This window comes from Nonomuraea sp. NPDC049419 (genome assembly GCF_040676995.1).
Classification (GTDB): domain Bacteria; phylum Actinomycetota; class Actinomycetes; order Streptosporangiales; family Streptosporangiaceae; genus Nonomuraea; species Nonomuraea salmonea.
The window spans coordinates 298,779-311,538 of the sequence record NZ_JBFAQB010000003.1; the positions used below are offsets into that span (position 1 = coordinate 298,779).

A 12,760-nucleotide genomic window follows, 5' to 3' on the forward strand; every position below is an offset into this window, starting at 1 on the left:
GATTCACATCGGCCGAGTGCCGTACGGCGACCATCACCCCACCTCCGACCTGCTTGCCCAGATCCATCGCCGTCAATTACCCCATAATCCCATAGGGAATGCTAGGTTATTCGACTAACATGAGACCCACAGCGCGACAGGTGGCCGAGCTGGCGAACGTGTCAGTGGCGACCGTCTCCTACGTGCTCAGCGGCCGCGACCGACCCGTGGCCGCCGAGACCAGGCAGCGGGTGCTCGACGCCGCCAGGCAGCTCGGCTACACCCCCAACCAGGCCGCGAGGAGCCTGCGCAGGCGCCGCACCCAGCGCGTCTGCCTGGTGCTGAGCACGTTCGGCGGCGTCCCGACCGACGAACGGCTGGCCACCGACCTGCACGAGATGGCCGACGCGCGCGGCTACTCCGTGGTCACGCTCGCCGTCTACTCCGAGGCGAGGGCGAAGGCCGCGATCGAGATGCTGCGCGGCGGCATCGCCGACGGCGCCCTGATCAACGTGGTCGGCGACCACCTCGCCCACGACCTGCTCGCCGGGCTGGCCGCCACCGGGCTGCCGATGGTGGTGCTGAGCAACGAGAGCGGGCTCGAAGGCTGCGACGTCGTCCGCACCCCGGAGACCGAGGCCAGCGCGGAGGCCGTCGAGCACCTGCTGGCCACCGGCCGGCGGCGCATCGCGTTCATGGGGCAGCGGCACGAGCTCTACCGCGACCGGCCGGCCGGGCGGCTGCTCGGCTACCTCACGGCCCTCGACCGGCACGGGGTCACCGACCGCGTCGTGACAGGGGGCGCCGACGACCGCGTGGCGGCCTACCAGACGGCGACCGAGCTGCTCGGCTCGCCCGACCGGCCCGACGCGATCTTCGCCGCCGCCGACCGGGCGGCGATCAGCGCCATCGCAGCCGCCAGGGACCTCGGGCTGAGCGTGCCGGGCGACGTCGCGATCGTCGGGGTCGGCAACATCGACGAGGGTCTCATCACCAATCCTCAGCTCAGCACCGTCGGCCCGCTGCGCCACGACTACACCGACGTCGTACGCCTGCTCTTCGACCGCCTCCAGGCCGATGAGCCGCCGCCCGCCCGCGAGATCGTCCGGTCGTGGACCTTCGTGCGGCGGGGCTCGTCCTAGAAGGGAAATCCCGATGCCCGCCCACCCCTCACGCCGTGACCTGATCCGGCTCATCGGCGTGGCCGCCACCGCCGCAGCAGGCGTGCCGGCCCTGTCGTCGTGCGCGGGAGCGCCGGCCCCGCAGAGCGCCGCTCCCGGCACCTTCACCCTCTATTGGAACGCCGGCCACGACTACCAGGCCTACCGCAAGGTGATCGCCGAGTTCGAGCAGGCCCACAAGGTCACCGTCAACCTGCAGAAATACCAGTGGCCCGACCTGCGCACCAGGCTGCTGGCCGACTTCGCCTCCGGCACCGTGCCCGACCTGGTGGAGGAGCCGGGCGGGTGGGTGCAGGAGTTCGCGCTGTCCGGCAACGCCCGCTCGCTGCAGGACTTCGTCGACCGCGACGGCGCGGCCATGGGCTTCCCCGCCGACTGGCAGCCGGTGACCGTCGAGCGCAACTCCTACCAGGGCAAGGTGTACGGCGTGCAGTTGCACCTGACCTGCAACACCCTGCTCTACAACAAGGGCATGCTCAGCGACGCCGGCGTCGAGGCGCCCACCACCTGGGAGGAGTTCCTCGCCGCCGCGAAGAAGCTGACCAAGGACGGCGTGTACGGCGTCGCGCTCAACCAGGACTACACCTACATGTGGCCCTGGATGACGCAGGCCGGCGTCACCCCGTACGACCCGGAGACCGGCAAGGTCATGACCCCGCTCGCCGACGCGATCGAGGCCCTGCAGTTCCAGGCCGACCTCATCCACAAGCACAAGGTCGCGCCCGTGCCCGTCGCGAGCACCGACTACTCCGGCCCGCAGAAGCTGTTCTCCGCCGGGCGCGCCGCGATGATCCTCACCGGCCCCTGGGACCTCGACCCGATCAGGAAGACCAGCCCCGACATCGACCTCGGCGTGGCGCCGCCGCTGGAGCACAAGGTGCGGGCCACGCAGGCCGCCGGGGTGAGCATGTTCGTGCCGGCCAAGGCGAGCAGGCCCGAGCTGTCGTGGGACTTCATCAAGCGCGTCACCGCCCTTGAGGTCGAGCAGGCCGCCACCAAGGAGACCGGCATGCTCATGCCCCGCGTGTCCTGGGCGAAGCTGCCCGAGGTGCAGGCCGACCCGGCGACCAAGGTGTTCGCCGACGCGCTGCCGCAGGCCGAGGACTCCTCCCAGGCGGTGCGGCTGACCGGGCAGTTCGGCAAGTGGGAGGAGCAGCTGAAGGTCATGTACCAGCAGGTGCTCATCCAGAACCGGCCCGCCGCCGACGTGCTGACGGAGTTCGCGAGGACGGCGGAGGGCTACCTGAAGTGAGGCCGCGCACGCTCTCCGGCCGGTACGCGAGGACCGCCTACCTCTTCCTGCTGCCGGCCATCCTGTTCTTCGCGGCCCTGTTCTACCTGCCGATCGGCAACGTGATCGCCACCGGCTTCCGCACCGGGCCGATGGCCGACCAGTGGGCCGGGCTCGGCAACTACAGCCAGGCCCTGGCCGACCCCGCCGTGCGGCACTCGTTCCTCGTCACGGTGGTCTTCGCGGTGCTGGTCGTGGCCGGCTCGATCGTGCTCGGGCTGGCGCTCGCGCTGGCCATCGACCAGCCGCTCAAGGGGCGGGTGGCGTTCCGGGTGCTGCTGCTGGTGCCGTACCTGACGTCGGTCGCGATCGTCGGGCTGCTGTGGCGCAACATCCTCGACCCCGATCTGGGCGTGCTCAACCGCGTGCTGCTCGCGGTCGGGCTGCCCGGCCAGCAGTGGCTCAACACCGCGCCGCTGCTCACCATCGCCGCCGTCACGCTGTGGCAGAGCGTCGGCTACACGATGGTGCTGTTCCTCGCCGGGCTGCAGGGCATCCCCGAGACCTACCACGAGGCCGCCAAGATCGACGGCGCGGACGCCTGGCGCCGGTTCTGGCGCATCACGCTGCCGCTGCTGGCCCCGACCACGCTGTTCGTCTCGGTGATGGCGGTGATCTCGGGGCTGCAGGCGTTCGGGCAGGCGTACATCATCACCGGCGGCGGGCCCGGCGACGCCACCGACCTGTCCGTCTTCCACATCTTCAACGTGGCCTTCCGCACCAGGGACTTCGGTTACTCCTCCGCGCAGTCGGTGCTGCTGCTGCTCGTGATCGTGGCCTTCACCGTGATCCAGCTCAGGGCCGGGCGGCGGGGGGAGGTGACGTACTGATGAGCCGCAAGGTGCTGCTCTACGCCGTGCTCACGCTGGCGAGCCTGGTGACGGTGCTGCCGCTGCTCTACATGGTCTCGCTGTCGCTGCAGACCGAGGGGGAGACGCTGGCGGCGAGCGCGGTGCTCTGGCCGGAGACGCCGCAGTGGGGCAACTACGCCGAGCTGTTCGCCCGCGCGCCGTTCGGGAACTTCATCGTCAACAGCCTCGTCGTGGCCGGCGCGATCACGCTGTCGCACCTGCTCTTCGACCCGCTCGTCGGCTACGTGTTCGCGAAGTTCCGCTTCCCGCTGCGCAACACGCTGTTCGTGGCGCTGCTGGCCACGCTCATGGTGCCGTTTTTCGTGCGGATGATCCCGCTCTACGTGCTCATGGCCAACCTCGGGTGGCTGAACACGTACCAGGGGCTCATCACCCCGTTCCTCATGGACGCGTTCGGGATCTTCCTGATGCGGCAGTTCATCCAGCCCATTCCGGACGACCTGATCAGCGCGGCCCGCATCGACGGGGCCTCCGAGCTGCGCATCTACCGCAGCATCATCCTGCCGCAGACCAGGCCCGCGCTGGCCGTGCTCGCGCTGTTCACGTTCGTCTTCCAGTGGAACGAGTTCCTCTGGCCGCTGGTCGCCACCAGCACGCCCGAGATGCGCACCATCCCGGTCGGGCTCACCCTGTTCAACCAGGAGTACTTCACGCTGTGGCACCTCACGGCGGCCGGCTCGGTGATCCTCTTCGTGCCCACCGCCGTCCTGTTCGTCCTCACCCAGAGATATTTCGTGCGGGGCATCGCCCTCACCGGCCTTCGATAGGAGTCTCCCTTTTGCGCCCGAACGTGATCGTCGTCTTCACCGACCAGCAGCGGTGGGACACCGTCGGCCCGCTCACCCCCAACCTCGACCGCATGTCCAGGCACGGCACGCAGGCCACGGTCGCGCTCACGCCGCAGCCGGTGTGCGCGCCGGCCCGCGCGGCGCTGCAGACGGGCCGCTACGCGACCACGACCGGCGTGCACCGCAACGGCCGCGTCCTGCCGCCGGAGGAACGCACACTCGCGCACCACTTCGGCGCGGCCGGCTACGCCACCGGCTACATCGGCAAGTGGCACCTGGCCGGCTCAGAGCCGGTGCCCGAGCACCAGCGCGGCGGCTACCAGAGCTGGCTGGCCGCCAACGCGCTCGAGCACACCTCCGACGCCTACCGCACGATCGTCTACGACGAGGCGAACGAGCCCGTCATGCTGCCCGGCTACCGCTCCGACGCGCTCGTCGACGCGGCCGTGCGGTTCGTGGCCGACCACGCCGGCGAGCCGTTCTACCTGTTCCTGTCGTTCCTGGAGCCGCACCACCAGAACGAGGTGGACAACTATCCCGCGCCCGACGGCTATGAGGAGCGCTGTCAGGGCACCTGGATGCCGCCCGACCTCGCCGCGCTCGGCGGCACCGCGCACCAGCACATGGGCGGCTATCTCGGCCAGGTCAAGCGCCTGGACGAGGGGCTCGGGCGGCTGCTCGACGCGCTGCGCAGCATGGACCTGCTGGACGACACGATCGTGGCGTACACCTCCGACCACGGCAACCACTTCAAGACCCGCAACGGCGAGTACAAGCGGTCCTGCCACGACGCGTCGCTGCGGGTGCCGCTGGCGCTGCGCGGGCCCGGCTTCGACGGCGGCGGCGCCATCGCGCGGCCCGTCAGCACGCTCGACCTGCCTCCCACCCTGCTGGAGGCGGCCGGGCTGCCGGTGCCCGACGCGATGCAGGGGCGCTCGTTCCTGCCGCTGCTGAGCGACCCCCGGGCCGACTGGCCCGACGAGGTGTTCTTCCAGGTGAGCGAGTCCGAGGTGGGGCGCGGGATCAGGACGTCGCGGTGGAAGTACTACGCCGTCGCCGAAGGCGCCGACCCCTGGGACGACCCCGCCGCCCCCCGCTACCGCGAGCAGGCGCTGTACGACGTCGTCAACGATCCGTACGAGCTGGTCAACCTGGCCGGCCACCCCTCGCATGAGGCGGTCGCGGCCGAACTGCGCGAACGCCTGATCCGCCGCATCGTCGCGGCCGGGGAGGCCGAGCCGGCCGTGGAGCCCGCCGAGCGGGTGCCCGGCCGCACCCAGGCGATGCCCGACCCGGCGGTCCGCTCAAGGGCTCCGAAGCCGGCCCGCTTCGGCCACCAACCCCGCCCTTAGCGGAGGGTGTGGCGTCCCGAGCCCCGCCGCGGGCTCGCGCAGGTCGAGGTCCTTTCGAGGGGGTCGCCGCGGGCTGTGCGCGGGGCCTCGCGGGCGAGGGCCTGTTGTCTGGGGGCGGGGTCTGGTCGGCGGGTCTTCTCGGCCCGCGCAGGCGTGCTCCCCTCCGGACAGGTGGGCGCCTCCCCACCCCCTCCTTCGAGGGTGGAGAGGCGCCTATGAGGTCAGCTCGCCGCGTCGGCGGGCTGGTGGGTGTGCTTCTCGGCGGTGCGGGCCGCGCTCGCCGGGGCGGGCGGTGCGGTGCCTATCGTGCCGATGTCGAACGCGTACGTGCCCGCCAGCGTGGCGATGGCGTCGGAGTTCACGTCCAGGGCCTTGTCGTTGATGTTCTTGATCGTGTCGCAGACGCTGTGGTAGCACGGGTCGAGCGGGAGGCCGGCGGTGCCGCCGAAGATGGCTGCCTCCTCCTCGGTCTTCAGCTCCTCGGCGCCGGTGAACAGGCCGCCCGACGGGATGCCGACCGCGATGAACGGCCCGTAGTCGGAGCGCCCGGTGAACGCCGTGGCCGTGAACGGCAGCCGCCGCCCGGCGAAGAACGTCTCGAAGTCCTCCTCGATCTTGTCCGACCCGGGAGGCCCGGCGGTGCCGAACGCGTCGCCGTCACCGTCGTAGATGCCGAACGTGTAGTTGGGCGAGGCGATCATGTCGAAGTTGAGGTACAGCTTGATCTTGGCCCGCTCCTCCTCGCTCAGCGAGGCCACGTAGTGCTCGGAGCCGAGCAGCCCGAACTCCTCGGCGCCCCAGAAGGCGAAGCGCAGCTGGTTCTTGGGCTTGAGCTTGGCCGCCTGCAGCGCCACCTCCAGGACGCCCGCGCTGCCGGAGCCGTTGTCGTTGATGCCCGGCCCCTCCTGCACGCCGTCGAGGTGGGCGCCGAGCATGACGACCTTGTCCGGGTCGCCCTTCCTGCTCTGCGCGATCACGTTGTAGGTGGTCCTGGTCTCGACGATCGGGTCCCAGTTCATGGTGACCGTGGTGCCGGCCGCGGCCAGCTCCTCGCCGACCGAGAAGCGGGTGAAGAACGAGGGGATCGTCACGCCGGGCCCGCCGAGCACCGGGTTGAGGTCCACCTCCGTACGCCCCTCCTGGCCCTCGTTGAAGACGATGGCCCCGATCGCCCCGGCGGCCATCGCGTTGTCCACCTTCACCCGGAAGTTGCAGGTGCCGCGCTGCATGAGCGCGATGTTGCCGGCGGTGAACCCGGCGAAGTCCTCCGGCTCGCACCCCGAGGTCGAGCTGTTCTCCGGCCCTGGCGGCAGCGTCAGGTCGACGGCCTGGACGGTGCCGGTGACCGACCCGGCGGGCGAGTCGCCCATCGCCACGTAGTCGCTGAAGAACCCGTACTGGTACGTCTTGGGCGTCCCGCCGGCGGTTTTCAGCACCGGCGGGGTGACGTAGCCGTCGAAGACGAACTCGAAGGGCTGGATCGTCACCTGGTAGCCGGCCTTGCGCAGCTTGCCCGCCACGTAGTCGCGGGAGGCGTCGAAGCCGCGCGTACCGGAGACGCGGGTGCCGTTGTTGGCGTCGGCGATGGCCTGGAACGCCTTGAGGTGCTTCTTGACGTTCTTGCCCGAGACGGCCTTGACGAGCTTCTCGACTTCCTTCTTGTGCGGGTCCTTGGGCCCGTGCCCGCCGCCGTGCCCGTGCCCGCCGCCGTGCCCGCCATGGGCGGCGGCGGTTCCGGTGAAGGCGAGGGGTGACAAGGCCACGGCCACGGCGGTGATGGCGCCGAGCATGCCTTTACGTAAGCGGTAAGACATGGTGCTCCTCGTACGTGGAGGGGTGAACCGGGTCATTTTGCGCACGTGTTCCGAAACGTATTCATCGGGCGGGTGATAGGGAAGATTTGTCCGCGTATCCGTTGCATCACGGACTTGGAACGTCGCATCCGAGACGAGGAACTGTCATGTCCATATCGCTCCCATCCACCGGCTCCATCACCATCGGCGGCAAGACCGTGCACCGCCTGGGCTTCGGCGCCATGAGCCTGACCGGCCCAGGAGTCTGGGGACCGCCGTCCGACAGGGACGCCGCCGTCAAGGTTTTGCGCCGTGTCGTCGAGCTGGGGGTGAACCTCATCGACACGGCCGACTCCTACGGCCCGTACGTCAGCGAGGAGATCATCCGCGAGGCGCTGCACCCGTACCCCGAGGACCTGCTGATCGCCACCAAGGCCGGTTTCGTGCGCACCGGGCCCGGCCAGTGGCACGCCGTGGGCCGCCCCGAGTACCTCCGCCAGGAGGTCGAGATGAGCCTGCGCCGGCTCGGCCAGGACCGGCTCGACCTGCTCCAGCTGCACCGCATCGACCCCAAGGTGCCGCTGGAGGACCAGATCGGCGAGCTGAAGGCGCTCCAGGACGAGGGCAAGATCGCCGCCATCGGGCTGTCGGAGGTGAGCGTCGAGGAGCTGGAGCAGGCGCGGCGCATCGCCGGCATCGTCTCCGTCCAGAACCGCTACAACCTCACCAACCGCTTCTCCGAGTCCGTGCTCGACCACTGCACCGAGCAGGGCATCGTGTTCATCCCCTACAGCCCCATCGCCAAGGGCGCGCTGGCCGCGCCCGGCGGGCCCGTCGAGCACGTCGCCAAGCTGCTCGGCGCGACGCCCGCGCAGGTCAGCCTGGCCTGGCTGCTGGCCCGCTCGCCGATGGTCGCGCCGATCCCCGGCACGTCGTCGATCGCCCACCTGGAGGAGAACCTGGGCGCCTCCACGGTGACGCTGACGGCCGAGCAGGTCGCCGAGCTGAGCTGAGACGCGAGGGAGCCGGCCCTCCACACCCGCGTGGAGAGCCGGCTCGCCGCCGGTCAGCCCAGGCCGTTCTTCATGGCCGTGAGCAGCTCGGCGTTGGTCGTGTCGCCGCTGAGCTCCCAGAAGAACGCGCCGCCGAGGCCCTGGTCCTTCGAGTAGTTCATCTTGCCGCCGATGGTGGCCGGCGTGTCGTAGCTCCACCACTGGTTGCCGCAGTACGCGTACGCCGTGCCCGCGACCGTCCCGGTGGCCGGGCAGCGGGTCTTGAGCACCTTGTAGTCCTCGATGCCCTGCTCGTACGTGCCCGGCGCGGGCCCGGTGGCCGTGCCGCCCGGCGTCGACTGCGTGACCCCGGCCCAGCCGCGCCCGTAGAAGCCGATGCCGAGCAGCAGCTTGCTCGCCGGCACGCCCTTGCTCTTCAGCTTCTGGATGGCCGCGTCGGAGTGGAAGCCCGCCGTCGGGATGCCCGGGTAGGACGTGAGCGGCGAGTGCGGGGCCGTCGGGCCCTGCGCCGCGAAGGCGCCGAAGTAGTCGTAGGTCATGACGTTGTACCAGTCGAGGTACTGCGCGGCGCCGGCGTAGTCGGCCGCGTCGATCTTGCCGCCGTTGGTGCCGTCGGCCGTGATCGCGGCGGTGACCAGGTAGTTCTGACCGAAGCGGTTGCGCAGCGCCTGCATGAGGTTCCTGAACGCGGCGGGCCCGCTGTTGTCGCAGGTCAGGCCGCAGGCGTTCGGGTACTCCCAGTCGATGTCGATGCCGTCGAAGACGTCGGCCCAGCGCGGGTCCTCGACCAGGCGGTAGCAGGACTCGGCGAACGCGGCCGGGTTCTGCGCGGCCTGCGCGAAGCCGCCGGACCAGGTCCAGCCGCCGAAGGAGAACAGCACCTTGATGTGCGGGTGCTTCTTCTTCAGCTTGCGCAGCTGGTTGAAGCTGCCGCGCAGCGCGCCCGGGTCCCAGGTGTCGGCGACGCCGTCCACGCTCTCGTTGGCCTGGTAGAAGCGGTCGTAGTCGGCGTGGCTGTCGCCGATCGCGCACTGGCCGTTCGTCACGTTGCCGAAGGCGTAGTTGATGTGCGTCAGCTTGGCCGCCGACCCGCTGGTGTCGATGTTCTTGACGTGGTAGTTGCGGGTGTAGACGCCCCACTGCACGAAGTAGCCGAGGACCTTCTTGCCCCCGCCTCCGCCGCCGCCCGTGGTCGTCGCCGTGACGCTGTTGCTGGTGCCCGAGCGGTTTCCTGCGGCGTCGCGGGCGCGGACGGTGTAGCTGTAGGAGGTGTTCGCGTTCAGTCCGGTGTCGGTGTAGGTCGTGCCGGTGACGGTGGCGACGAGGGTGCCGCCGCGGTGGACCTCGTAGCCGGTGACGGCGACGTTGTCGGTCGAGGCGTTCCATGCCAGCGCGACGGAGCTGCCGGTGACGCCGGTCGAGCGCAGGTTGCCCGGCACGCTCGGCGCGCTCGTGTCACCGCCCCCGCCGCCCGAGGTGGTGGCCGTGACGGTGTTGCTGGTGCCGGAGCGGTTTCCTGCGGCGTCGCGGGCGCGGACGGTGTAGCTGTAGGAGGTGTTCGCGCTGAGGCCGGTGTCGGTGTGGCTGGTGCCGGTGACGGTGGCGAGGAGGGTGCCGCCGCGGTAGATCTCGTAGCCGGTGACGGCGACGTTGTCGGTGGAGGCGTTCCAGGCGAGGGTGACGCTCGTGTTCGTCACGCCGGTCGAGCGCAGGTTGCCGGGGACGCTCGGCGCGCTGGTGTCTCCGCCGCCGCCCGAGACGACCTTCCACAGGGCGGGCACGTTCGGCGGCTCCCAGCCGGGCTGGGAGGTGTGGCTCTGGACGCACTCGTACTGCACGCCGTTGTACGTCACGCGCGTGCCGGCCGTGTACGCCGTCCACGCCGCCCAGTCGGCCTGGAGGGCCTGTAAGGAGGACTGCGCTGCGGCGGCGGTGGCCGTGCCGGGCGCGGCGACGAGCGCGGTCAGCGGCAGCGCCAGGGCCGCCAGACCGGCGAGGACCTTGCTCAGGGTGGGGTTCTTCATCATGCTCCGACATCCGGTCGAGGGTGAACGGGGGGGGTGGGATGCCTGATCAAACTATTAGGAAAGTTTCCTTTTAGTTATGCGCCGACAGTAACCCCAACCCGAGCAGGCAGTCAAGACGTCCGGTCTAGATCGTGAAGTCGCGCAGCAGGCCCGCGTAGCGCTTGGGGAGCGGCGGGCGTACTCGCCGCGCGTGCCACCGACGTGCACAGCCCGGTCACCGCCGTCGCGACCTGGCTGATCGTGCACGGCCGCTGACCGGCAGGCGTGAGTCAGGGCGCGGCTGGGGAGGCTGTCCGATGGCAGCGAACCCGTCGTTCCCCCTGAGGAGGGTCGGATGGCCGTACTACTGCTGGGCACGCTCGACACCAAGGGCGCGGAGTACGCCCACGTCCGCGATCTCGTCACGGCCGCAGGACAGGAGGTCGTCCTGCTCGACGTGGGCGTCATGGGCGGCGGGACGCTCGCGCCCGACATCCCGGCGTCCGAGGTGGCCGAGGCCGGCGGTGCGAGCCTGGAGGAGCTCAGGAGCGCCGGCGACCGTGGCGCGGCCCTGAGCGCGATGGCGGCCGGAGCCGCGCGCGTCGCCCGCGAGCTGTACGAGCGTGGCGGGCTGAGCGGCGTGCTGGCGCTGGGCGGCAGCGGCGGCTCCTCGATCGCGGCGGCCGCCATGGCGGCGCTGCCCGTGGGCCTGCCCAAGCTGCTCGTCTCGACCATGGCGTCCGGCGACGTGTCGGCGTACGTGGGGCAGAGCGACGTGACGCTCATGTACAGCGTCGTCGACGTGGCCGGGGTCAACTCGATCTCCCGGCAGATCCTCGGCAACGCCGCCGCCGCGATCGCCGCCATGGCCGCCGCGTACGACGCCCGCTTCACCGAAGCGGGCCCGTCCGGCGAGGACCGGCCGCTGGTGGCGGCCACGATGTTCGGCGTCACCACCCCCGCCGTGGACGCCGCCCGCGCCCGCCTCGAGGAGCTGGGCTACGAGGTGATCGTCTTCCACGCCACCGGCTCGGGCGGCCGGGCCATGGAGGCGCTCACCGCGAGCGGCTACTTCGCCGGCGTGCTCGACCTCACCACCACCGAACTCGCGGACGACCTGGTCGGCGGCGTGCTGTCGGCCGGCCCCGACCGGCTGACCGCAGCCGGGGCCGCGGGCGTGCCGCAGGTCGTCAGCCTGGGCGCGCTCGACATGGTCAACTTCGGGCCGATGGACACCGTGCCCGCCCGCTTCCGCGAGCGGAACCTGCTCGTGCACAACCCGACCGTGACGCTCATGCGCACCACCCCCGAGGAGAACGCCGAGCTGGGCCGGCGCATCGGCGCCAAGCTGGCCGCCGCCACCGGGCCCGTCGTGCTGTTCGTGCCGCGCGGCGGCGTCTCGGCCGTGGACGTGCCGGGCGGCCCGTTCCACGACCCGGCCGCCGACGCCGCCTGCTTCGACGCCGTGCTGGCCGCCGTGGCGGGCACCGGCGTGCAGGTGGTGGAGAGCGCCGACGACATCAACCGGCCGGCGTTCGCGGTGTCCGCCGCCGACCGGCTGCACGAGCTCATCCAGAAGGGAACGGCATGAGGCGCGCGGGGCTTTGCCCAGGGAACGGCGTGAGGCGCGCCGGGCGCGTGGAAAGGGGACGGCATGAAGCGTGACGAGGCGCTCGGCAGGTTGCGGGCCGAGCGGAAGGCGGGCCGGCTCATCATCGGAGCCGGCGCGGGCACCGGCCTGTCGGCCAAAGCGGCCGAGGCCGGCGGCGTCGACCTGATCATCATCTACAACTCGGGCCGGTTCAGGATGGCCGGGCGCGGCTCGCTCGCGGGGCTGCTGCCGTACGGGGACGCCAACGCGATCGTGGTCGAGATGGCCGGCGAGGTGCTGCCGGTCGTCAAGGACACCCCCGTGCTGGCCGGGGTGTGCGGCACCGACCCGTTCCGGCTCATGCCGCAGTTCCTCGACCAGCTGAGCGCGATGGGCTTCACCGGCGTCCAGAACTTCCCCACCGTCGGCCTCATCGACGGCGTCTTCCGGGCGAACCTGGAGGAGACCGGCATGGGGTTCGACCTGGAGATCGAGATGATCCGGCTGGCCGCCGAGCGCGGCCTGCTCACCGCCCCCTACGTCTTCACCGCCGAGCAGGCCGCCGCCATGGCCGAGGCGGGCGCCGACATCCTGGTGCCGCACATGGGCCTGACCACCAAGGGCAGCATCGGCGCCAAGACCGCGCTCAGCCTGGAGGAGTCGGCCGTACGCGTGCAGGAGATGCACGACGCCGCCGTGGCGGTCAACCCCGACGTCATCGTGCTGTGCCACGGCGGCCCGATCGCCGAGCCGGACGACGTCCGCTTCATTCAGGAACGCACCACCGGCGTGGCCGGCTTCTTCGGCGCCTCCTCGATGGAACGCCTGCCCGCCGAACGCGCCATCGCCGACCAGCTCCGGGCCTTCAAGGCCCTCTGACGACCGAGGGAGTCC

General features: G+C 70.9%; 10 protein-coding genes. 8 read left to right on the forward strand and 2 right to left on the reverse strand.

What is annotated here, in order from left to right:
• The first annotated feature begins 119 nt into the window (after positions 1 to 119).
• From AB0K12_RS11425 to AB0K12_RS11445, 5 genes are read left to right on the forward strand one after another with little or no spacing between them, the layout of a single operon-like run.
• Positions 120 to 1,121 (forward strand): LacI family DNA-binding transcriptional regulator, encoded by a 1,002-nt coding sequence (locus tag AB0K12_RS11425; RefSeq protein WP_345399636.1) that lies wholly within the window; start codon positions 120 to 122, stop codon positions 1,119 to 1,121.
• A 13-nt stretch (positions 1,122 to 1,134) separates the two neighbouring features.
• The gene (locus AB0K12_RS11430; RefSeq protein WP_364558479.1) at positions 1,135 to 2,412 is read left to right on the forward strand and encodes a sugar ABC transporter substrate-binding protein; all 1,278 of its coding nucleotides are present in this window, start codon (positions 1,135 to 1,137) and stop codon (positions 2,410 to 2,412) included.
• Positions 2,409 to 3,281, forward strand: a complete 873-nt coding sequence (locus tag AB0K12_RS11435; protein WP_364558481.1) for a sugar ABC transporter permease — start codon at positions 2,409 to 2,411, stop codon at positions 3,279 to 3,281. The genes AB0K12_RS11430 and AB0K12_RS11435 overlap by 4 nt, the downstream gene beginning before the upstream one ends.
• Complete coding sequence (locus tag AB0K12_RS11440) at positions 3,281 to 4,090, forward strand: carbohydrate ABC transporter permease (protein WP_364558484.1); 810 nt, start codon at positions 3,281 to 3,283, stop codon at positions 4,088 to 4,090. The genes AB0K12_RS11435 and AB0K12_RS11440 overlap by 1 nt, the downstream gene beginning before the upstream one ends.
• 11 nt (positions 4,091 to 4,101) lie before the next feature.
• Positions 4,102 to 5,463 (forward strand): sulfatase-like hydrolase/transferase, encoded by a 1,362-nt coding sequence (locus tag AB0K12_RS11445; protein ID WP_364558487.1) that lies wholly within the window; start codon positions 4,102 to 4,104, stop codon positions 5,461 to 5,463.
• Positions 5,464 to 5,684: 221 nt separating this feature from the next.
• On the opposite strand, the gene AB0K12_RS11450 is transcribed toward AB0K12_RS11445, so the two are convergent.
• Positions 5,685 to 7,277, reverse strand: coding sequence for a M28 family metallopeptidase (locus AB0K12_RS11450; RefSeq protein WP_364558490.1), 1,593 nt, complete (start codon positions 7,275 to 7,277; stop codon positions 5,685 to 5,687).
• Positions 7,278 to 7,423: 146 nt separating this feature from the next.
• On the opposite strand from AB0K12_RS11450, the gene AB0K12_RS11455 reads away from it, so the two are divergent.
• A complete protein-coding gene (locus AB0K12_RS11455; RefSeq protein ID WP_364558493.1) occupies positions 7,424 to 8,269 on the forward strand; it encodes an aldo/keto reductase in 846 nt (281 codons plus the stop codon).
• Positions 8,270 to 8,322: 53 nt separating this feature from the next.
• Here AB0K12_RS11455 and AB0K12_RS11460 read toward each other — a convergent pair whose 3' ends face one another.
• Positions 8,323 to 10,296 (reverse strand): glycosyl hydrolase family 18 protein, encoded by a 1,974-nt coding sequence (locus tag AB0K12_RS11460; RefSeq protein ID WP_364558496.1) that lies wholly within the window; start codon positions 10,294 to 10,296, stop codon positions 8,323 to 8,325.
• A 334-nt stretch (positions 10,297 to 10,630) separates the two neighbouring features.
• On the opposite strand from AB0K12_RS11460, the gene AB0K12_RS11465 reads away from it, so the two are divergent.
• Both AB0K12_RS11465 and AB0K12_RS11470 read left to right on the forward strand, forming a co-directional pair.
• Complete coding sequence (locus tag AB0K12_RS11465; RefSeq protein ID WP_364558498.1) at positions 10,631 to 11,866, forward strand: Tm-1-like ATP-binding domain-containing protein; 1,236 nt, start codon at positions 10,631 to 10,633, stop codon at positions 11,864 to 11,866.
• 63 nt (positions 11,867 to 11,929) lie between these two features.
• A complete protein-coding gene (locus AB0K12_RS11470; protein ID WP_364558501.1) occupies positions 11,930 to 12,745 on the forward strand; it encodes a phosphoenolpyruvate hydrolase family protein in 816 nt (271 codons plus the stop codon).
• Positions 12,746 to 12,760: the final 15 nt, after the last annotated feature.

Coding starts and splice junctions, on each gene's coding strand:
- AB0K12_RS11425 (WP_345399636.1), top strand. CDS start 120: ATGAGACCCACAGCGCGACAGGTGGCCGAGCTGGCGAACGTGTCAGTG.
- AB0K12_RS11430 (WP_364558479.1), top strand. CDS start 1,135: ATGCCCGCCCACCCCTCACGCCGTGACCTGATCCGGCTCATCGGCGTG.
- AB0K12_RS11440 (WP_364558484.1), top strand. CDS start 3,281: ATGAGCCGCAAGGTGCTGCTCTACGCCGTGCTCACGCTGGCGAGCCTG.
- AB0K12_RS11450 (WP_364558490.1), bottom strand. CDS start 7,277: ATGTCTTACCGCTTACGTAAAGGCATGCTCGGCGCCATCACCGCCGTG.
- AB0K12_RS11455 (WP_364558493.1), top strand. CDS start 7,424: ATGTCCATATCGCTCCCATCCACCGGCTCCATCACCATCGGCGGCAAG.
- AB0K12_RS11460 (WP_364558496.1), bottom strand. CDS start 10,296: ATGATGAAGAACCCCACCCTGAGCAAGGTCCTCGCCGGTCTGGCGGCC.
- AB0K12_RS11465 (WP_364558498.1), top strand. CDS start 10,631: ATGGCCGTACTACTGCTGGGCACGCTCGACACCAAGGGCGCGGAGTAC.
- AB0K12_RS11470 (WP_364558501.1), top strand. CDS start 11,930: ATGAAGCGTGACGAGGCGCTCGGCAGGTTGCGGGCCGAGCGGAAGGCG.